The sequence below is a fragment of the Vibrio sp. M260121 genome, from assembly GCF_036533715.1.
Taxonomy (GTDB): domain Bacteria; phylum Pseudomonadota; class Gammaproteobacteria; order Enterobacterales; family Vibrionaceae; genus Vibrio.
Genome location: NZ_JATABF010000048.1, coordinates 1 through 18,753 on the forward strand (window position 1 = coordinate 1; position 18,753 = coordinate 18,753).

19 protein-coding genes are annotated in these 18,753 nt (G+C 44.6%); 9 read left to right on the forward strand and 10 right to left on the reverse strand.

Features of this window, described 5'->3' with window-relative positions; translation table 11 throughout:
- Nucleotides 1-199 precede the first annotated feature (199 nt).
- Nucleotides 200-589, reverse strand: a complete 390-nt coding sequence (locus QTO06_RS21070; protein ID WP_005425781.1) for a DUF2750 domain-containing protein — start codon at nucleotides 587-589, stop codon at nucleotides 200-202.
- Between the two features lie 74 nt (nucleotides 590-663).
- Complete coding sequence (locus tag QTO06_RS21075; RefSeq protein WP_005437259.1) at nucleotides 664-1,569, reverse strand: manganese-dependent inorganic pyrophosphatase; 906 nt, start codon at nucleotides 1,567-1,569, stop codon at nucleotides 664-666.
- A gap of 207 nt (nucleotides 1,570-1,776) precedes the next feature.
- Here QTO06_RS21075 and QTO06_RS21080 point away from each other — a divergent pair, with 207 nt between their 5' ends.
- Nucleotides 1,777-2,991: a putative manganese transporter gene (locus tag QTO06_RS21080; RefSeq protein WP_331409680.1), complete on the forward strand. Its 1,215-nt coding sequence runs from the start codon at nucleotides 1,777-1,779 to the stop codon at nucleotides 2,989-2,991.
- 72 nt (nucleotides 2,992-3,063) lie between these two features.
- Here QTO06_RS21080 and QTO06_RS21085 read toward each other — a convergent pair whose 3' ends face one another.
- The 4 genes from QTO06_RS21085 to torE all read right to left on the reverse strand — a co-directional run bounded on the left by QTO06_RS21085 (nucleotide 3,064) and on the right by torE (nucleotide 8,904).
- Nucleotides 3,064-4,803, reverse strand: a complete 1,740-nt coding sequence (locus QTO06_RS21085; protein ID WP_331409681.1) for a glycoside hydrolase family 36 protein — start codon at nucleotides 4,801-4,803, stop codon at nucleotides 3,064-3,066.
- A gap of 198 nt (nucleotides 4,804-5,001) precedes the next feature.
- A complete protein-coding gene (gene torA / locus QTO06_RS21090) occupies nucleotides 5,002-7,464 on the reverse strand; it encodes a trimethylamine-N-oxide reductase TorA (protein WP_331409683.1) in 2,463 nt (820 codons plus the stop codon).
- Nucleotides 7,465-7,489: 25 nt separating this feature from the next.
- Complete coding sequence (gene torC, locus QTO06_RS21095; protein WP_331409684.1) at nucleotides 7,490-8,674, reverse strand: pentaheme c-type cytochrome TorC; 1,185 nt, start codon at nucleotides 8,672-8,674, stop codon at nucleotides 7,490-7,492.
- A gap of 50 nt (nucleotides 8,675-8,724) precedes the next feature.
- On the reverse strand, nucleotides 8,725-8,904 hold the full coding sequence (gene torE / locus QTO06_RS21100; RefSeq protein WP_005450728.1) for a trimethylamine N-oxide reductase system protein TorE: 180 nt from the start codon (nucleotides 8,902-8,904) through the stop codon (nucleotides 8,725-8,727).
- 463 nt (nucleotides 8,905-9,367) lie between these two features.
- On the opposite strand from torE, the gene QTO06_RS21105 reads away from it, so the two are divergent.
- Nucleotides 9,368-10,168, forward strand: coding sequence for an ABC transporter permease (locus QTO06_RS21105; protein WP_331409685.1), 801 nt, complete (start codon nucleotides 9,368-9,370; stop codon nucleotides 10,166-10,168).
- A gap of 237 nt (nucleotides 10,169-10,405) precedes the next feature.
- Nucleotides 10,406-10,543: a hypothetical protein gene (locus tag QTO06_RS21110; protein ID WP_086027709.1), complete on the forward strand. Its 138-nt coding sequence runs from the start codon at nucleotides 10,406-10,408 to the stop codon at nucleotides 10,541-10,543.
- Nucleotides 10,544-10,600: 57 nt separating this feature from the next.
- Here QTO06_RS21110 and focA read toward each other — a convergent pair whose 3' ends face one another.
- Nucleotides 10,601-11,461: a formate transporter FocA gene (focA, locus tag QTO06_RS21115; RefSeq protein WP_005437252.1), complete on the reverse strand. Its 861-nt coding sequence runs from the start codon at nucleotides 11,459-11,461 to the stop codon at nucleotides 10,601-10,603.
- A gap of 299 nt (nucleotides 11,462-11,760) precedes the next feature.
- Here focA and QTO06_RS21120 point away from each other — a divergent pair, with 299 nt between their 5' ends.
- Nucleotides 11,761-11,997 (forward strand): TIGR02647 family protein, encoded by a 237-nt coding sequence (locus QTO06_RS21120; RefSeq protein ID WP_005437251.1) that lies wholly within the window; start codon nucleotides 11,761-11,763, stop codon nucleotides 11,995-11,997.
- Nucleotides 11,998-12,083: 86 nt separating this feature from the next.
- Here QTO06_RS21120 and QTO06_RS21125 read toward each other — a convergent pair whose 3' ends face one another.
- Complete coding sequence (locus QTO06_RS21125; RefSeq protein WP_009705768.1) at nucleotides 12,084-12,506, reverse strand: PACE efflux transporter; 423 nt, start codon at nucleotides 12,504-12,506, stop codon at nucleotides 12,084-12,086.
- Nucleotides 12,507-12,595: 89 nt separating this feature from the next.
- Between QTO06_RS21125 and QTO06_RS21130 the strand changes: the two genes are divergently transcribed.
- From QTO06_RS21130 to QTO06_RS21140, 3 genes are read left to right on the forward strand one after another with little or no spacing between them, the layout of a single operon-like run.
- Complete coding sequence (locus QTO06_RS21130) at nucleotides 12,596-13,468, forward strand: LysR family transcriptional regulator (protein WP_331409688.1); 873 nt, start codon at nucleotides 12,596-12,598, stop codon at nucleotides 13,466-13,468.
- A 29-nt stretch (nucleotides 13,469-13,497) separates the two neighbouring features.
- Nucleotides 13,498-14,325, forward strand: coding sequence for an NAD(P)H-binding protein (locus tag QTO06_RS21135; protein WP_053051022.1), 828 nt, complete (start codon nucleotides 13,498-13,500; stop codon nucleotides 14,323-14,325).
- Nucleotides 14,322-14,960 carry a YdcF family protein gene (locus QTO06_RS21140; protein ID WP_331409691.1) on the forward strand — a complete coding sequence of 213 codons (639 nt, stop codon included), beginning with the start codon at nucleotides 14,322-14,324 and terminating at the stop codon, nucleotides 14,958-14,960. The genes QTO06_RS21135 and QTO06_RS21140 overlap by 4 nt, the downstream gene beginning before the upstream one ends.
- 75 nt (nucleotides 14,961-15,035) lie before the next feature.
- Here QTO06_RS21140 and QTO06_RS21145 read toward each other — a convergent pair whose 3' ends face one another.
- On the reverse strand, nucleotides 15,036-15,614 hold the full coding sequence (locus QTO06_RS21145; protein ID WP_005450744.1) for a thymidine kinase: 579 nt from the start codon (nucleotides 15,612-15,614) through the stop codon (nucleotides 15,036-15,038).
- A gap of 247 nt (nucleotides 15,615-15,861) precedes the next feature.
- The gene (gene cysS, locus QTO06_RS21150) at nucleotides 15,862-17,244 is read right to left on the reverse strand and encodes a cysteine--tRNA ligase (protein WP_331409693.1); all 1,383 of its coding nucleotides are present in this window, start codon (nucleotides 17,242-17,244) and stop codon (nucleotides 15,862-15,864) included.
- Between the two features lie 204 nt (nucleotides 17,245-17,448).
- On the opposite strand from cysS, the gene QTO06_RS21155 reads away from it, so the two are divergent.
- Nucleotides 17,449-17,943 carry a peptidylprolyl isomerase gene (locus tag QTO06_RS21155; protein WP_005437228.1) on the forward strand — a complete coding sequence of 165 codons (495 nt, stop codon included), beginning with the start codon at nucleotides 17,449-17,451 and terminating at the stop codon, nucleotides 17,941-17,943.
- 60 nt (nucleotides 17,944-18,003) lie between these two features.
- Complete coding sequence (gene lpxH / locus QTO06_RS21160; protein ID WP_331409694.1) at nucleotides 18,004-18,741, forward strand: UDP-2,3-diacylglucosamine diphosphatase; 738 nt, start codon at nucleotides 18,004-18,006, stop codon at nucleotides 18,739-18,741.
- Nucleotides 18,742-18,753 lie beyond the last annotated feature (12 nt).

The window sequence follows — 18,753 nt, forward strand, 5'->3', positions numbered from 1 at the left end:
CTAAATTAGGCGGTTGGAAAGATACCAAGAGGACGGGTAGAGCTTCAATAAAGGTGCTTTGGGAAGGATGGTTTAAACTGCAAACCATCCTTGAAGGCTACGAACTCGCAATGTCTCTTGATCACTAGACTTGTGATCAAGAGACAGGCATCAACGCAGGCTTTTTAGTCTCTGAATTTCAGAACGCAATTGGTAGTGCTTAACGACGGCTCGCTTGTTTGCGCAGTTCGAAATCAAACTCGTCTGGAAACAGCACCACACCTTCTTCATTCTGGTTTGGGAACACCACAACAGACAACTCATCATCTTCTAGACCTGAAGTCCAACGGCTGTGCCATTTATTCAAAGAGATAGCTTCTGGCTCACACTCTTCCCAGTCGCCTGTCGCCCATTGTTGTGCAAACTCTTCGTTTGGCCACACAGGCACACAATCGTCATCTTCTGTATTTAGCATCACGCAGCCGTGTTCATCTTTCAGAATCCACACTTTGCGGTTTGCTACGATTTCCTTCACACAGTATTTCAAACGCTGCTCTTCGTTGTAGCGATTGATGGTGTCCATTTGCTCTTGGGTTAATGCTTCAGACATGTTTGTCTCCTATTCCCATAGAAAAATGCCCACCTATTGGCGGGCATTTAAAGTATACGTTGGTAATAATGAAATTACACAAGCTCAGTTTGAAGCCAAGGCCAGCCTTGCTTCTTACGGCTTAGAGTGTTTTCCATCATTAGCATGCCGTCTTTCTCGTGCTTAACAAGTTTCTCAGCCCACTCACCTTTGTAAAGAAGACGAGTTTGAGCAGTAGTGATGTCTGTTAGCATAACTGCAGCAAATGCTAGGTTGTCGTTTGCACAACGAGCTTCTAGATCCGCTTCTAGTGCTTCGATCATGCCGTCAACTTGCTCTAGAGTCGCAAGTTCAACCTGACCTACTACCACGTCACGACCGTTGAATGGGTAACCTTTAAGGTCTTTTTCAACAAGTTCAGCCGCAGATAGACCTTCGATGTTTGTCTTAGCGATTAGAAGATCTTTAGTGAATGCGTCAACATCTTGTACGTCTGCGATAGCCGCTAGTTCAGCTACAGCATCTTTGTCTTTTTGAGTACAAGTTGGAGAAGCGAAACCTACTGTGTCAGAAAGAATCGCTGACATCATTAGCTTAGCGATTTGAGGCTTGATCTCGTGACCTTCAATCTTGAACATGTTGAACAGAACTGTGTTAGTACAACCAACAGGCCAGATCCATGCTTCCATTGGGTTTACTGTCATCACGTCACCTAGACGGTGGTGGTCAACAATACCTGCAACTTCTGCTTCAGCAATATCGTCTGGTGCTTGCGCTAGATCTGAGTAGTCTACTAGCCAAACAGTTTCACCCGCTACTGATGTACGAAGTTCAGGAACTTCTGCACCAGCTACTTCTAGGATGTGCTGAGTTTCACGGTTAATTTCGCCTTGGCGGATTGGCATTGCTTCAACGCCACGCGCCTTTAGAAGTTCAGTTGCAACTAGTGCACTACAGATGCTGTCACTGTCTGGGTTCTTATGACCTACAACTAGAATCATGTTTCTTCCTATTCAAGTCAGTTTGATGCGCTTCCTAAAAGGGTGAATTGCATAACGAATTACACCTTGGAAGCGGGTTTGCTCACAAAGGCCGATACTTTACCTGATTTGAGGGAAATTGACACGAAGAAAAGTTGTTACCGCCTATTGCGAATAATTCTCACCTCCATACAATGAGAATCATTCCTATTTACATTTGAACTTACTATGAACGCAACAAAAATTTTCCACTCGGCGCATCAGCTACTGCAGCCAACTCAATTTCGTCTAGCCTATAAGAGGCTATTGCTGCCTATCGCATTGCTCGCTCTGTTAGCTAGTGAAACCACAAGAGAAGTCACCGTCGCTACCCTATCTGATTCTTTCTGGGCGGTTTCTTGTTACGTTGCAGCTACCTTAGCGATCTACCATTACCTTTCGAACTTCATGTCGAAGACAAATCGACTCACTGCGCTTTACCACAGCTCTCGTAGCCATCAAGTTTTCTTTGCAGCACTCCTTGGAGCTTTGCCTGGTTGTGGTGGTGCTATCGTTGTCACCACTCAGTTCATCAGTGGCCGAGTTGGCTTTGGTGCTATCGTTGCAGTATTAACCTCGACCATGGGTGATGCTGCCTTCTTATTACTCGCAGCAGAACCTGCAACAGGGTTTGGTGTTATTGCTTTAGGTATTGTCGTAGGCGCAATATCTGGGTGGGTAGTGAATGCATTCCACGCTGATGACTTCTTGCGCCCAAAGCAAAAAGAGGATGTTGCACAAGCTCAATGCTGTAATAACCATAGTGATACGCACACGCCAGTTGAGCAACGTGCTATCAATCTTCAAGGAGCATTCTGGAAATGGCTGCTCATACCTGCAAGTATCATTGCCGTTCTGGGCTCATTCCAAGTGGATACCAACCAATTACTTGGCCTCAAAGAAAACAGTATGGAATGGTTAGGTGCGACATTTGCAGTTGTCAGTATGTTTTTGTGGGCGATGACCAAAGAGCTAGGTGATTACAAATCAACGGTATCTGAAGATGACAAAATCATCGACTCGCACCCGATTCAAAAAGCGGCTCAAGACACAAACTTTGTTAGCGCGTGGGTTATTTTGGCTTTCTTAGCCTTTGAACTTACCACCTATTTCTCGGGTTTAGACTTGGGAGCGACGTTCTCAAACTGGGGGATCTGGATGCCTCTCATTGGTTTGGCTATTGGTATTTTGCCAGGCTGTGGCCCGCAAATTCTCGTAACGAGTCTTTATATATCCGGCGCAGCGCCATTATCAGCACAGCTTTCTAATGCCATTTCCAATGATGGTGATGCCTTATTCCCTGCGATTGCAATGGCTCCTAAAGCTGCGCTTGTCGCCACTATCTACTCTGCGATACCAGCCTTGATTGTCGGATACGGTTACTTTTTCCTATTCGAATACTAGCTTTCAAATCAGATGCAATGGATACAAAAAGAGCCTCAATCGAGGCTCTTTTTCTTTTTCAATCTAATCAGGCTATGCGGTCACGATAGCTTTAGCATTCAGACCCTTATCCAAACTGACCAGCAATAGCTGACAAGGCTCTTGGTTAAGCTTCTCCCCGGTCCAGTAATCATACCAATCTGTTGGCTGGTCTGCGGTAAGCGTAAACTCTGTCGCTTCATCGTTCGCGTAGTTGAACAAACAGTGCAGATCGTTTTTAGATGTTAGTGGTAAGAACGCATGGTTTAAACCTAACGCGGTAAACTTAGCCGATTCTTGATTACGGCGTTGACGCAGCATCAGTTTCGCTAGCGTCTTACTCGCAAATGGGGTGATTTCTGGTAGAGGATCACCGGAAAGCAGTAGGCCACCACACGCAAGTAACACGTTACGGTGGAACTGATAATCTTCACGCGAAGCTGCTTGGTTAGGTAATGAAGTGAACGTCGCGCAATCTGGATCGATTTGCCACAACTTGCGATGCTGCCAACTGCGGAAAAAGGTCTCTTTCGCGATTTGTTCAAAGCGATGTCTATGGCGCTCTACATCGTCAGAGACACGCATTGCATCGACTAAGCCCAAAGAAGGCCACATTGGCGCGTTACAACCTAATAGCCATGCATCTTCAGCCCCTTTCGCGATCGCTTCCATCCCCATACGGTAGGCTTCTACACCGGTTACGCCCGATTGACTGCGCTTACCTTTTAAAGTACCCCAATAGTTTGCGTCTAATTTGAATAGCTCAACACCCCACTCTTCTCTCATGACAGATACGACATGGGTTAAGTGATCTTGAACTTCAGGGTTTGAAGTATCGAGAATGTACCAAGGAGTACAACGCCAACCGCCATAAGTGACATCTTCAGCTTTCAGGAGGTCTCCGTCCTCGTGACGCACAAACCAATCGGGATGCTTTTTGAAGATTTCGGATTCTGGCTGAGCAATGAATGGTGCCATCCAAATCGCTGGCTTTTTGCCTTTCGCGCGAATGTTGTGAATCAGTTCTTTCACACCACCAGAGAACTTATCCGAAGGCGTTAGCCAATCTCCCATAAATGCTTGGTAGCCATCATCTAGCAGTACCCATTCGAGCTCAGCTAGGTTGTCTTGCATGCATTCCACGTTTTCTAAAACGTTGCCTTCGGTCACGTCCGCGTAGTAGGCATACCAAGAGCACCAACCAATTGGCGCATCCTGAGTGACACCGTTGCGCACTGGATGATGCTCGGCAAGCATCTCACTGTATTGTTGGTAAAGCTCAGACAGAGATTGACCGCGTAATATAGCCACAGATTCCAGTGTGTTATGTTCCCAATCCGCTACTTGAGTATGTTCACCATCAATAGAAGCAGAAAGAACCCAATGCTCACCGTACGCCTGCACCTCAAAATAGCCTGCAAAGCGATGACAAGACGTAAAGCCAAACAAGGTGTAACCTGCGGCATCTTCAACAGCTAAGTAGTTGTAGTAACGCTTAGGTGCACTCTCTGGGTAAATACGGTAGGAATTATTGTTATCTGGGCAGCGACCAATATCGATAGGTTGAGAAATGGTACCGCTCGTCTGCGCCAACATTTGGAAACCGTCGCCAAGCACAGTTGCACCTTGCTCATAGAGAAAAGGCATTTGGAACAAGACTTCACGATCGGTGAAGGTTTTATTGTGTATCCCGGCAAAAGAAAAATGGATTTGGTTGCCTACGACTTCAAATTGAAGATCGTTATCACTCACTGAAATCTCAGTGTGATTGGCCAATTGAATGGTCTGAGCCATAGAGAATCTACTCACTTAATTATTATTGTTTCATTAAGCGCATTATCCTCCCCTTCCCTCACCCAATTCGTTATCAACGTCACGAATCCGTTGCATCTCAATTTATTCAAACTGGTTATTGAGAGAACGCTCACTGAATTTTGGTCAAAAAAATACCAGCACGAGGGCTGGTATTTCATTCATAGCTTAGTGCTCTGATTAAGCAACTTCGATCGGACCACCGAATGAAGTCACTGGTGGAACTTTACCAGTGAATTTCTCGAAGTCTACGATACATGTGTTCGCAGAAGTCGCTTGTGCTAGCTCAGAAGAACCGATGTCTTGAGTTAGTGTGTTAGGGTCACCGTAAGTACAAATTGCACCTACTTTCTCGTTTAGAGGACCGTACCACGCACCTTCTTCGATACGGATAACACCACGTGGGTAGCTGTCAGTAAGTACAGCACCAGCAAGAAGCTGACCACGGTCGTTAAATACACGTACCAAGTCACCGTCTTTAATGCCTTTCGCTTTTGCATCAACTGGGTTGATGTATACAGGCTCACGACCTTGAACAGCGTAAGTAGCACGGAAATCTTCAGATTCACACATCTGAGAGTGCAGACGCTTGTCCGGGTGGCAAGATTGTAGCCAGTACGGGTGTTTGTCAGAGCCAGGACCACCGTGCGAGCGTTCTGATTTCTCGAACCACATTGGGTGTTCTTGACAGTGTTCGTAACCGTAACGACCGATCTTACGAGAAGTGATCTCGATGAAGCCAGAAGGCGTACCCAGTGGGTTGATTTCTGGGTCTTTACGGAAGTCCGCATGACGAACCCAAGGCTTACCTTCACCGAAGTCTAGTACGCTTTGTTCCCAGAATTCATCAAATTCTGGCATTTCAAACTTACCGTCGTTTGCTTTCTTACAATCGTTGTAAAGACTGCGGATCCATTCCATCTCGCTCATGCCACGAGTGTACTCGTCGCGACGACCAAAGCGTTGAGTCAGTTCACTCATGATTTGGAAGTCTGGCTTAGATTGGAACAATGGGTCAACTAGGCGATGCATCGCGATAAGACCTTTGTTCGAGTAAGAACCGTATACGTCGATATCGTTACGTTCCCACTGAGTACATGCTGGAAGCACGATATCAGAGAAACGACACGTTGCCGTCCAAGCGAACTCAATCGTTACTACTGTTTGTAGTTTCTGGAACGCTTGCTTCATACGGTTACGATCTTGGTGGTGGTGCCATGGGTTACAACCCGAGATCACCATCATCTTGAAGTCTGGAAGCTTAACTTTACCACCGTTGTAGTTGATCTCTTTGCCTGGTTCTAGCAGACAGTCGATCCAACGAGCAACAGGGATAGTACGGCTGTAGCCGTTAAAGTCATTGTTGTCCCACTTCGGCTTCATACCTGTATCTAGGTTACGAGGGAAACCACCAGGGCCCGCGAAACCAGTTGAAGGTACACCGATACTTGAGTAGTGGTGACCATAAGAGATACCACCGCCAGGTAGACCGATTTGACCAACCATTGCTGCAACTACTGCTGCTGCCCAGTATGGCTGCTCACCGTGCTCTTGACGTTGGATACACCAACCCATAAGGATCTGTGTACGACCGTTCACTAGCATGCGTGCGAATTCACGAATCTTGTCCGCTTTCACGCCACAGATAGGAGCAGCCCACTCAGGTGTCTTAACAACTTTATCTTTCGTTTCACCTTGAACGTACTTGATGAAATCTTCGAAACCTAGACAGTAAGTTTCAATAAACTTCTTGTCGTATAGGTCTTCGTTGTACAGTACGTGCGCAACAGCAAGCATGAATGCTACGTCTGTTAGCGGGTTAATGTATAGGTGATCGTTCTCTAGGTAACGTTGAGTCTTGTTCTTAACTGGGTCTACAGAAAGAACATTGATCTCACCTTTCGCTACTTTTTCCTTCAACTGCGCTAGGTAGTTGAAAGATTCGTGCGTTTCACAGTTCCAACCTACTTGCAGGTTTTTCACTGGGTCATTTGCCCAAAGAATGATGTTGTCTGAGTTCTCTAGAATTTCAGACCAAGACGTACCTTGTGCATAAACTTCTGTTGAACCAAGTACGTAAGGCATGATGGTTTGACCTGCACCAGTCGAGTAGTCACCTACTTTAGTGATGAAGTTACCGTGCATACCTACAGCACGTTGCATGTGTGCCGTACAGTTGTTGAACGCACCAGTTTGGTTCCAACCAGTTTGACCTGCGTGTAGAGCCCATGGTCCGTATTCTTTCTGAACACGTTCTAGCTCACGGTAGAACAGGTCTAGAGCTTCATCCCAAGTTACACGGATGAAACGGTTGTTACCGCGCGTCTCAGCGCTATATTTGTGCTTCTTCAGCCAATCTAGACGAACCATTGGGTAACGAACACGTGATGGGCTGTAGATGATGCCCTTGATGCCGTTCAACATTTCTGTTGGGTTCTGGTCTAGTTCTAGCGGTTTGATCTCTTGAACTTTACCCGCGTAGATGTGGGCGCGGAACGCGCCCCAGTGTGAACCTGTTACTTTCCAAGTACCAGTAGTCTCAGCTGCGTTTGCAGATGCTGAAGCCAATAAGCTTGGACCGATAACTGACGCTGCACTTGTGGTTGCTACACCTTTAAGAAAACTTCTTCGTGTAATAGCCATTTAATTTACTCCAATCCGACGCTTATTAGTGGTGACCTTCAGCATAATCTGAAGAGTGCTTCTGTAGGTACTTCAAGATCAGTGCTTCACTGTCTGTATCTAGGTTAACGAACGCTAGCATACCGTCGAACATACCTGGCCATGTGTTCGCATCGAAGTGCGCTTCAGCAGGTTGTGTGTGACATACAGAACAGTTAGTTTTGTAAGCTTCTTTTGATTTTTCCCATACAGGGTTGATGTCGTTCAGCATAGATTCTTTCTTGATCCATACTTTCGCAGCTACTTTCTCCCAAGGAAGACCTGTTAGCTCATCAACTTTCTTCTCACCAGCAGTCACAACGTTAGCGTCTGTTGATGCTTCTTTTAGTAGTGATGCTACTGCGATGTTTTTACCGAAGTCTTCTTGAATTACACGACCGAAGCCTTTCGCTTTACGCCAGCCATCGATTTCAACTTCAACGTAGTCGCCTTTCTCTTCAAGAACTTTAACAGTCGATGCAGGGTTTAGAAGACCTGCTTCTTTAGCACCTTTATCGTCGAAGTAGATTGGTAGGTGACGAACACTTACAAGTTGTTGACCTACACCGTAGTCAGTGTTTGAAGTCATACCTTCAAGGTCACCAACGATACCACCAATGCTGTCCATACCTGCTGGTAGTTTGTGTGCGATACCTTTGTGACAGTCAACACAGCTTTGGTCTTTCTCAGCTGCTTGTTTCATTTGGATACGAGCGGTTGGAGACATTTGCTCGAAGTCCATTGAATCGTAGTTGTGACAGTTTTTACACTCTAGAGATTTGTTTGCAGAGAAACGATCCCATTCGTGTTTAGCAAGTTCGATACGACGCTCTTCGAAAACACCCGGTTCGTCGTAGTTGCCAAATACTTGTGCAAATACTTCTTTAGACGCTTGCATTTTACGAGCGATCTTATCTGTCCAGTTATGTGGAACGTGACAGTCAGGACAAGTAGCACGAACACCAGAGTGGTTTTTCCAGTGAACCGTGTCTTGCAGTTCAACGTATACGTTGTCACGCATTGTGTGACAGCTAATACAGAATTCTTCTGTGTTGGTTGCTTCTAGGGCTGTGTTAAAGCCACCCCAGAAAATAACACCAGCGATGAAACCGCCCATAGTCAGCACGCCTAGGCTGATATGGACTGCCGGGCGCGTCATCGTACGCCACAGTTTAATAATTAATGATTTCATTATTTGCTCTCTTAAAATCTTTTCTAAAGTGTGGTTATGAGCTCACCGGCTTACATGCCGTGCGCGCCAGGAGGACCAAAGAAGAACACTTGAAGTGCCCAAACAATAAATCCGTAGCCGCCTACGAAAGCCACACTCAGAATTGGGAAGAGAACAACTGCAATGAAGAGGAACGACTTCCACTCCAGTGAGCGTTTTTCACCACTCTCAATTTTGTTAACATCACTCATACATTTGCCTATTTTGTATCTAGTGTTATTGGAAAGCCCGCGTCACCAAGCTTAAGTTTTTTACAATCTCTATGGGAAAATGTTAGACCATACCAACAGTAAGGTTCAATCAAATCTGACGCTCCAACCCTTGTTATCCAACACTTTTTTGAGCTCATCCTGAGATGTGTTTGATTGATATCATTTGTGAAATAATATTAATATATGTGAAAAAATAAGTCTTTTGCAAACATGTTAAGGATACAACATAAGCTTAACTTTGTTTACATTTTTATGGATTTTTTCGTGCTACTAAATCGCTATTTTTTCGACTAAAGACAAGAAGTTGTGATCCAAATGTTAATAAAGCCTCACCAAATGTCTGCTTTTTTCTGGACATAAGATTGCAAAAAAACAGAGTTCTGCAATTCATAAACCAAATGAGCTCCGTTAAAATCAGACGGTTAATTTTGGGAGAAGGTTTATGAATCAGGTTGTCGATATAAATTGGTTTGAACTCGCACTTTTTAGTTTGATTCTTATCGTTCCCCTTACGATTAATGCTCGATACAAATTAGGCATAGCCAAAGACACTGCCATCAGTGTTGCCCGTATGACCGTGCAATTAATTTTGGTCGGTGTGTACCTAGAGTATCTATTTGAACTAAATAGCTTGATCGTGAACTTAGCTTGGCTAGCGATTATGATAGTGGTTGGCGCAAGCTCAATTGTGGGTAAAGCAAACCTCCCTAAAAAGCCTCTAATGATGCCCCTTATCACCGGATTGTCATGCAGTTTACTTCCACTTCTTGCCGCCATCGCATTGGGCCTTGTAAAGCCTGAACCTTTCTATAACGCACAATACATGATCCCTTTAGCGGGAATGCTACTTGGCAACAGCTTGAGTAGTAACATCGTCGCACTACAGAACTTGTTCACCGCTTTCGAACAGCGAAAATCTGAATATGAAGCAGCTATTTCTCTTGGGGCGGCACCTAAATACGCTTCCTTCCCTTTCCTTCAAGAAGCGCTTCGTAAATCTCTTGCTCCAATCCTAGCTTCGATGGCGACTACAGGGTTAGTGACCCTTCCTGGGATGATGACAGGTCAAATTCTCGGAGGGGCGAGCCCTATGGTGGCAATCAAGTATCAACTGGTCATCATGTTGGCGATTTTTGTCATGCTAAGTGTGTCGGTAGCGATTACCTTAGAGATGACGCTTACCTGTGTACAAACTAAAGAAGGACGCATAAAAGTGAAGTTTATCAACAAAGAGAAAGCCTAACGTGCTCACTAAATAGTCATATAAGCATCTCATTTTATGAATTTTTCTGGATCACAATAGATACTCACGATCTTTGCGACAGGTTATCCACAGAAAATGTGGATAAACCCCTAAAACCCATAAGCAACCAGAAACATAAGCGTCATTTCGGACAACCCTCTTCTGAGAAATTTAATGGTCATTGAACCGTCACTTTACTCCTCTAAAGTGCGGTTAACCGACAACGGGAGAGCTCACATGGATATGTTAATCACCCGAGAAAAGGTCGAAGACTTATTATTAGACACGCCAGTGGATTGGCTAGTGCAAGAACCCTCAGAGATGACGTCTCACTGGACGCCAAACGAATATGGCGTCAATGAAGAGTTGGTTTAAACACTAAGTTTGGAAAGATCAAAAAAGGCAAGCCACTGGGCTTGCCTTTCTTAAAAATTACTTAAGATGCTTGTCTTCATCACGTAGGTAAATCATCCAGTACCACATGCCAACGAAGACACCACCACCGATGATATTACCAATCGTTACAGGGATAAGGTTGTTCACCAAGAAGCCCATCATGTTCAGATCCGCATAGTCTGCGATGTTTGCACCTGTCATTTGCCAGAACGATTCTGGAGCAAAATACTTAATACCAATCGCCATTGGTACTTGGAACATGTTCGCAATACAGTGCTCAAAGCCAGCAGAAACGAACATAGCTACAGGCAAGATCATTACTGCGATTTTATCCGTTAGTGTGCGCCCACTGAACGTCATCCAAACTGCGATACAGACCAAAACGTTACACATGATGCCCAGCGCGACAGCTTGGAAGAAACCGTGATGCAGTTTGTGTTGCGAAATTGCCATCGCGTTCAAACCGACTTGACCACCGTCGAACATGTATTGCTTAGTGATCAGCATACACACAACCAGTAAAACCGCGCCGACCATGTTACCGAAGTACACGACCACCCAGTTTTTCATTAAGGCTTTCCATGAAATCTTGCCGCTTGCACGAGCCACCAGCGTAAGAACCGAGCTAGTAAATAGCTCACCGCCGGTTACCACCACCAAGATCAAGCCAAGGCTGAATGCCAAACCACCAATAAGGCGAGTAATGCCCCAAGGGAGATCACCGGCACCTGTGGTTACGGTTGTATAAAAAATAAAAGCGATACCAATGTGAAGACCTGCAGAAATCGCCAGCAGGAAAGATTTCATCGGAGCTTTAGTTGCTTTGCCAACACCTACTTCGGCGGCACGTTCAGCAGCCTGAGGTGGTAATAGTGAGTCAAACTGATTGAAGTTCATGGAAGTGTAACATTTAGAAACAATTAACGAGGCGCGGATAATCGCTCCATTTCCAGACTTTTTCAAGGGCTATTTTTCATGTTTACTAAATTTGTTGTTGCTGAGAGAGTGATCGATAAAATTCAACTATGAGTTCTTGTCTTAACCATTATTAATATTTGGGTCAAATGTTTACCTTAGAATAAAAAACCCGCGTTATATCAGGCCTATAGCGCGGCACTTAACATTTCTAAGTGTTTTCTATTGCTCAACCTTAGTTTTCAGACTAGCTTGGATAAAAAAGTACGAAGGAAATATCTATGAAATATTCAGCTGACCACATTGCCGAACTGAACCTACTTCTTCAATTCGATTTAAGCAGCGCAGCAACGGGCATCAAAGTCCACAAAGAAGCTTCAGAAGAAATGCAGGCAGCGGTTGCTCGTCTGTATGAGAAACAACTTTGCACACAGCCGGACGGCGGTTACCTAACTGATGAAGGCATTGAAGTTGCAGAACACGCCGATAAAATTCTTCGCGTACTAACTGCAGAATAAGCTCATATAAATAAGCAAGTTCTAAAATTAAAAGCCACCATACTTGGTGGCTTTTTTGATAATTATATTTATCTAGACTCACTATATTAAGCGATTAATTTTCTCATTTTTCCAAAAGGCTGAATTTTATCGTAAGCCCAGTTAAAGCCCGTTGCATAAAATAAGAAGAAAATTAGAAAACCAGCTTCCAATGCAAGCGCTTGTAATAAAGTTATTTGCAAGAACCACGCAATGACCGGAATCGATAGGAAAATCAATCCGCCCTCGAAGCCAAGTGTGTGGCCAATTCGCATTGCTAAACTGCGGTCCTCTCGGTTCGAGCCAAACCATTTATCAAAGTACAGGTTATAAATGTAGTTCCAAACTACGGTGTAAAGACTCAAGCCAATACCAACCACTGCCAAGTCACTCGATCCCTTCCCTGTTATCAAAGAAGCCGCAGGAATGATGATAGCCAATGCAATCATTTCAAATAGTACAGCGTGAAAGATACGTTCGTTACGAGTCATGATGTTTTACCTAAATAGTTCTACTCAATGACTGGCATTTTATCTATTATTTAGATAAGTAAAAGTTAGATACCATCGGTAAAAGCGATATGTTTACTCTTGAACAACTGCAAGCGTTCGTTACCACTTCAGAGGCCGGATCTTTCTCGGCAGCAGCGCGTAAGCTTGGGCGAGCTCAATCGGTGATCAGCCAACACATCATGAATATGGAGCTCGATTGTGGCGTTGACTTATTTGACCGCACAGGTCGCTATCCTAAACTGACCGAGAAAGGCCATCAGTTGATGCCCTATGCCCTCGCCACCTTAAGCCAACTAGATCGACTGAATAACAAAGCATCTCAACTCTTTTCTGCACCAGCGAGTAAGCTCGTTCTTGCGGTTGATGAGGGGATTCCATTAACCCGTCTCCCCATTGCTTTAAAACATTTGGAACAAAAGTTTCCTAACCTTCAAGTGGAATGTCTCACAGCTTCAAGTCCAGATATCATCGAGTTGGTGAAATCAGAGCGTGCTACCACTGGCATTATATTAAGTGACTTACAGATGCCTAAGAATGTTGATTTATCTAACCTAGGGCATATTGGTTTTGATGTGTTTGTCTCATCACAACACCCTTTAGCAATACAGCCAATCCGAAACATCGACGAGCTAAAGCAACATCGTCAACTGGTAATCCGTTCAAAGAATGAAGATGTGAGCGGTCTTAATCAGGCGTTTAGCCCAGATATCTGGTACGCTGATGATTACTACATATTATTAGAACTGGCGAACAAGGGATTTGGCTGGTGCTTTCTTCCTGAACATTTGGTGTCTTACGCACCAAATACCTTAGTGAAACTTGGCGAAGAATTCACAAAACTGGCATGGCAAGTCAACATTGATTTGATACAACATCAGAAATGGCATTCCGATCCCCTGCATCAACAAGCCAGATTAGAGTTACAAACCCTGTTTGAGTAGTCATCAGGGCATACCGTAGGAACATACAGATGGCAAATATATTGATCGTGGGCGCAGGCTGGCTAGGAGCGCCACTTGCACAAACTTTAGCTGACCAAGGACACCATGTTACGGTTACCCGTCGTAGCCAATCTAGGCTAGATGAACTTCCAATCACTTCCGTACGAACGGCTCAACTTGACCTTAGCGAGCCAAGAGCTCAACAGAAAATTGTCGAACTGATCAAACAAGAACAAATAGAACGCATTGTCGGATCGTTTCCTCCAGGTTTTCGCAAAGGAAACGGACAAGAATACGCACAGCAATGGCAACGTTTAGTTGAAGCCGCAAAAGTAAGTGGTGTGGAAAAGCTTTTGATGGTCAGTTCAACGACGGTCTATCCAAATTTGCCCGTCGATATGAGAGAGGAAGACGCCACATTCGCTTTAGCGCAAGACAATCCGCATTTCTCTGATAATGCACGTATTATGCTGCAAGCCGAGCAATACGTGATGGACTCCGGTATTGACTACGCTATCGTTCGCTGTAGTGGTTTGATTGGTGCCGACCGACACCCGTCTCGCTTTGCGTTGCGATTAAAACAGGTCAGTCGCAAAGCGCCAGCGAATATGGTGCATCAAAACGATGCTGTTGCGGCAACGGCTTTCGCGCTCAATCAAATTGAAAATGAGGTAGTTAATGCGACCACGCCAAATACCGTCAGCAAAGCTGAGTTTTATCAAGCTGCCATTACGCAAAGTGATTTAGACATTGCCCTTCCGCCAGTCACCGAAACCGCCGATAAGCGAATCCTTGCAGACAAACTTATCTCGCTTGGTTACCAGTTCCAATTCACCTCAACGCTGGACGCACTATGAAACTCTATCAACACATTGAAACCTTGTGGGAGTACATGCAACTCAAGCATAAGCTAAAGCCTGCTGACTGCCTATTTGTAATGTGCAGTAATGACTTACGCGTAGCCGAACACGCCGCTAAGCTTTACCATCAAAAATTTGCGCCACTCATTGTATTTTCTGGTGGCGAAGGGCGTTTTACGGATGGTTTATTTGAGAGAAGTGAAGCTGAGACTTTTGCAGATATCGCCAAGCTTGCAGGTGTACCGAGCGAAGCAATATTGCTCGAAACAAAGTCGAGTAACAGTGGCGAGAACGTTCGCTTCACTGAGCTGTTATTGAAAGAAAAAGGGATTAGCTGTGACTCTCTCATCTTGGTTCAAAAGCCATTTATGGAACGACGCGCAATCGCAACCTTTGAAAAACAATGGCAGTCACCTTATTCGCATCTCCAAGTGACTTCTACTGCGCATCCTTTCTTTGAATACATCAACGAAGAGATGCCTCTGATGATGGTACTGGAAGCATTGATGGAAGATTTTTCTCGTGTGAAGACTTACCCAGAAAAAGGCTTTCAAACGGAACAAGAAATCCCTGCCCACGTCGAATCCTCTTACCAAGCACTGAGAGAAAAGTTCGAGTTTGGTCTCGCGTAATCCCTCGCTCAGTGACCAACAACCAGACAATAAAAAAGCCACCGAATTCGGTGGCTTTCTCTTATCTAGATTGGCTTACTTACCAAGTGCTTCTTTGTAGTGCTGACGACAAACCGACACGTAACGGTCGTTACCGCCAATCGCGACTTGATCACCTTCTTTGATTGCAACGCCGTGCTCATCAGTACGGATAACCATGTTTGCCTTGCGACCACAGTGACAAATCGTTTTGAGTTCAACCAATTTGTCTGCCCATGATAGTAGGTACTTGCTGCCTTCAAAAAGTTCGCCTAGAAAATCGGTACGAAGACCATAGCAAAGTACAGGGATATGCAGCTTATCAACCACTTCTGTTAGTTGGTAAACCTGTTCTTTCGACAAGAACTGGCACTCATCAATTAGGATACAGTGACGTTTTTCAACTTCATGCAGTGCTGCAATCTCTTGGTAAAGGTTGGTATCTGGACGGAACAAATGCGCGTCTGATTGCAAACCAATACGAGAGCTCACTTTGCCTACGCCGTAGCGATCATCTAACGCTGCTGTGAAAATCACAGGCGTCATGCCACGTTCTTGGTAGTTAAATGAAGATTGAAGAAGAGTTGTCGATTTACCCGCGTTCATTGCCGAGTAATAGAAATACATCTGAGCCACAGAGCACTACCTTCGTTAAAGTTTAGAATTTATAAAAGCTTGTAAAGAAAAGGGCTGAATCATCAGCCCTTAAATATTCTTATACTAATGCCATTGACTGGATGTTCAGTTTATTGCGCAGAGAAAATCGCTTAGAACAAGGCATAGATTGCAGCGAGCTAGTGGCTCTAACTTCCAAATCTATAACGCAGTTATCAGCGATTTTAACCAGCAAGAATGAACAGTTAGTTGATGGCATAAGTATCCATTACTTACGTCGCCACGTTGTGCCTTCTGGACCATCTTCCAGAACAATGCCCATTTCCGTCAGCTTGTCACGAGCCATATCTGCGTTAGCCCAGTCTTTTGCTGCACGAGAATCGTTACGTAGCTTAATTAGTGCTTCGATTTCAGCCACTTCGTCGTCGTCGCCTGCATCACCTTTTAGGAATGCTTCTGGATCTTGGTGAAGAATACCGATCACATCAGCCAGTTCACGCATTAGCGCACCTAGCTCACTCGCTTTCTCTAGGTTTTCTGTCTTCAGACGGTTTACTTCACGCGCCATGTCAAACAGTACTGAGTAAGCTTCTGGTGTATTGAAGTCATCGTTCATCGCTGCTGTAAAGCGAGTTACGTATTCTTCACCACCCGCAGGCGCAGCATTTAGATCCAAACCACGTAGAGATGTGTATAGACGCTCAAGAGACGCGCGTGCTTGGTTTAAGTTATCTTCACTGTAGTTTAGCTGGCTACGGTAGTGACCAGACATTAGGAAGTAACGAACTGTCTCAGCATCGTAGTGACCTAGAACGTCGCGGATAGTGAAGAAGTTACCTAGAGACTTTGACATTTTCTCACGGTCTACCATTACCATGCCGCTGTGCATCCATGTGTTCACGTATTGAGTGTCGTGTGCACAGCATGATTGCGCGATTTCGTTCTCGTGGTGTGGGAACTGAAGATCAGAACCGCCGCCGTGAATGTCGAAGTGGTTGCTTAGAATTGACGAGTTCATTGCAGAACATTCGATGTGCCAACCTGGACGGCCTGGACCCCATGGTGATTCCCATGTTGGTTCACCCGGTTTAGACATCTTCCAAAGTACGAAGTCTAGCGGGCTGCGTTTTGCCGTTTCGATATCAACACGCGCACCAGCTTGAAGCTGATCAAGGTCTTGCTTAGACAACTTGCCGTATTCGTTGAACTTACCTACTTCAAACATTACGTCGCCATTGTCTGCAACGTAAGCGAAACCACGCTCGATTAGCTTTTCAACCAATTCGATGATTTCAGCAATGAACTGTGTCGCACGAGGCTCAACGTCAGGACGTTTCATGTTCAGAGCATCGAAGTCAGCGTGCATTTCACCAATTAGACGCTCAGTCAGTGAATCACAAGACTCACCATTTTCTGCAGCACGCTTAATGATTTTATCATCGATGTCAGTGATGTTACGTACAAATGTTAGGTCATAACCAAGGTAACGAAGGTAGCGAGACACTACATCGAAAGAAACAAATGTACGACCGTGACCGATGTGACAGAGATCGTAGATGGTAACTCCACAGACATACATGCCAACTTTGCCGGCTGTAATTGGTTTGAATTCCTCTTTCTGTCTTGTGAGTGTGTTATATATCTTTAACATGATCTCTATCTATGCTTGTGAATGAATTACGAGAAGAAGGAGTATAACAACTCCGACCTTATTAGGTAATAGCAATTAACGGATAAAACGATAATCGGCTAAACTTCAAGCACAAAGCGTATATTTTCATTGTCCTGAGTTTTCCATGCGTATTAACTTAGGCTAGAATCCCTCTTTGAATACAACACAGTAAAGGAAAATAGCATGATCACCCTTCACACTAATTTTGGTGACATCAAGATTCAACTAAACGAAGAGAAAGCGCCAGAAACTAGCGCAAACTTCCTTCAATACTGCCGCGACGGTTTCTACGACAACACGCTTTTCCACCGTGTTATTGACGGCTTCATGATCCAAGGTGGTGGTATGGAGTCTGGTCTACGTGAAAAAGCTACACGTGCACCTATCAAGAACGAAGCAAACAACGGCCTTAGCAACAAAGTGGGTACACTTGCTATGGCACGTACTATGGAGCCGCATTCAGCAAGCTCTCAGTTCTTCATCAACGTAAACAACAACACATTCCTAGATTTCCGTAGCGAAAGCCTAGACGGTTGGGGTTACTGTGTATTCGGTGAAGTAATCGAAGGCATGGACATCGTGAACAAGATCAAAGGTGTTAGCACTGGTTCTTACGGCATGCACCAAGACGTACCTCTAGAAGACGTGATGATCACTGGTACTACAATCGAAGAGTAATTCTTTAGAATTGCTATTAAGAGATAAGTTTGTGGGGAGGCTTAGCCTCCCCTTATTTCTATGACGACATTATTTATATCTGATCTTCATCTTACCCCATCACGTCCTGATATTACGGAGTGCTTTGTTACGTTCATGCGTTCAGAAGCAATCCATGCCGACGCACTGTACGTGCTTGGTGATTTGTTCGAGTTCTGGATTGGTGACGATGACAACACCCCTTTTGCAGACCAAATCCGCGCAGAATTTAAAGCACTGACGGATACCGGTGTGCCAACTTTTTTCATCCAAGGCAATCGAGATTTTTTACTCGGGAAACGCTTTTGCAAAGAAACCGGTATGACATTACTCGATGATGTCTGCACGATTGATCTTTATGGTCAAAAAGCCGTAATCCTACATGGCGATACGCTTTGCATTGACGATGTGAAATACCAAGAGTTTAGAAAAACCGTTCACAAACCATGGCTACAATGGTTGTTCAATCGCATTCCGTGGTTCGTTAAAAAAAGAATTGTCGCTAAAGTTCAATCTGACATTCGAGACGACAAAAAAAATAAGTCTCTCGACATCATGGACGTCAATCAAGGCGAAGTTGAGCGAGTATTGTCTCAAAATTGCGTCAACTTGATGATTCATGGTCACACGCATCGACCAAATACACATATTTTTGACCTAAATGGTGCTAAAAACACTCGTATTGTTTTAGGCGATTGGTATACCCAAGGCTCAGTTTTAAAAGTAAATTCTGACCATTTTGACTTGCAAACACGACCGTTTGACACAGAATTGAAGTAAAGCATGTCGAGC

Coding starts and splice junctions, on each gene's coding strand:
- QTO06_RS21070 (WP_005425781.1), bottom strand. CDS start 589: ATGTCTGAAGCATTAACCCAAGAGCAAATGGACACCATCAATCGCTAC.
- QTO06_RS21075 (WP_005437259.1), bottom strand. CDS start 1,569: ATGATTCTAGTTGTAGGTCATAAGAACCCAGACAGTGACAGCATCTGT.
- QTO06_RS21080 (WP_331409680.1), top strand. CDS start 1,777: ATGAACGCAACAAAAATTTTCCACTCGGCGCATCAGCTACTGCAGCCA.
- QTO06_RS21085 (WP_331409681.1), bottom strand. CDS start 4,803: ATGGCTCAGACCATTCAATTGGCCAATCACACTGAGATTTCAGTGAGT.
- torA (WP_331409683.1), bottom strand. CDS start 7,464: ATGGCTATTACACGAAGAAGTTTTCTTAAAGGTGTAGCAACCACAAGT.
- torC (WP_331409684.1), bottom strand. CDS start 8,674: ATGAAATCATTAATTATTAAACTGTGGCGTACGATGACGCGCCCGGCA.
- torE (WP_005450728.1), bottom strand. CDS start 8,904: ATGAGTGATGTTAACAAAATTGAGAGTGGTGAAAAACGCTCACTGGAG.
- QTO06_RS21105 (WP_331409685.1), top strand. CDS start 9,368: ATGAATCAGGTTGTCGATATAAATTGGTTTGAACTCGCACTTTTTAGT.
- QTO06_RS21110 (WP_086027709.1), top strand. CDS start 10,406: ATGGATATGTTAATCACCCGAGAAAAGGTCGAAGACTTATTATTAGAC.
- focA (WP_005437252.1), bottom strand. CDS start 11,461: ATGAACTTCAATCAGTTTGACTCACTATTACCACCTCAGGCTGCTGAA.
- QTO06_RS21120 (WP_005437251.1), top strand. CDS start 11,761: ATGAAATATTCAGCTGACCACATTGCCGAACTGAACCTACTTCTTCAA.
- QTO06_RS21125 (WP_009705768.1), bottom strand. CDS start 12,506: ATGACTCGTAACGAACGTATCTTTCACGCTGTACTATTTGAAATGATT.
- QTO06_RS21130 (WP_331409688.1), top strand. CDS start 12,596: ATGTTTACTCTTGAACAACTGCAAGCGTTCGTTACCACTTCAGAGGCC.
- QTO06_RS21135 (WP_053051022.1), top strand. CDS start 13,498: ATGGCAAATATATTGATCGTGGGCGCAGGCTGGCTAGGAGCGCCACTT.
- QTO06_RS21140 (WP_331409691.1), top strand. CDS start 14,322: ATGAAACTCTATCAACACATTGAAACCTTGTGGGAGTACATGCAACTC.
- cysS (WP_331409693.1), bottom strand. CDS start 17,244: ATGTTAAAGATATATAACACACTCACAAGACAGAAAGAGGAATTCAAA.
- QTO06_RS21155 (WP_005437228.1), top strand. CDS start 17,449: ATGATCACCCTTCACACTAATTTTGGTGACATCAAGATTCAACTAAAC.
- lpxH (WP_331409694.1), top strand. CDS start 18,004: ATGACGACATTATTTATATCTGATCTTCATCTTACCCCATCACGTCCT.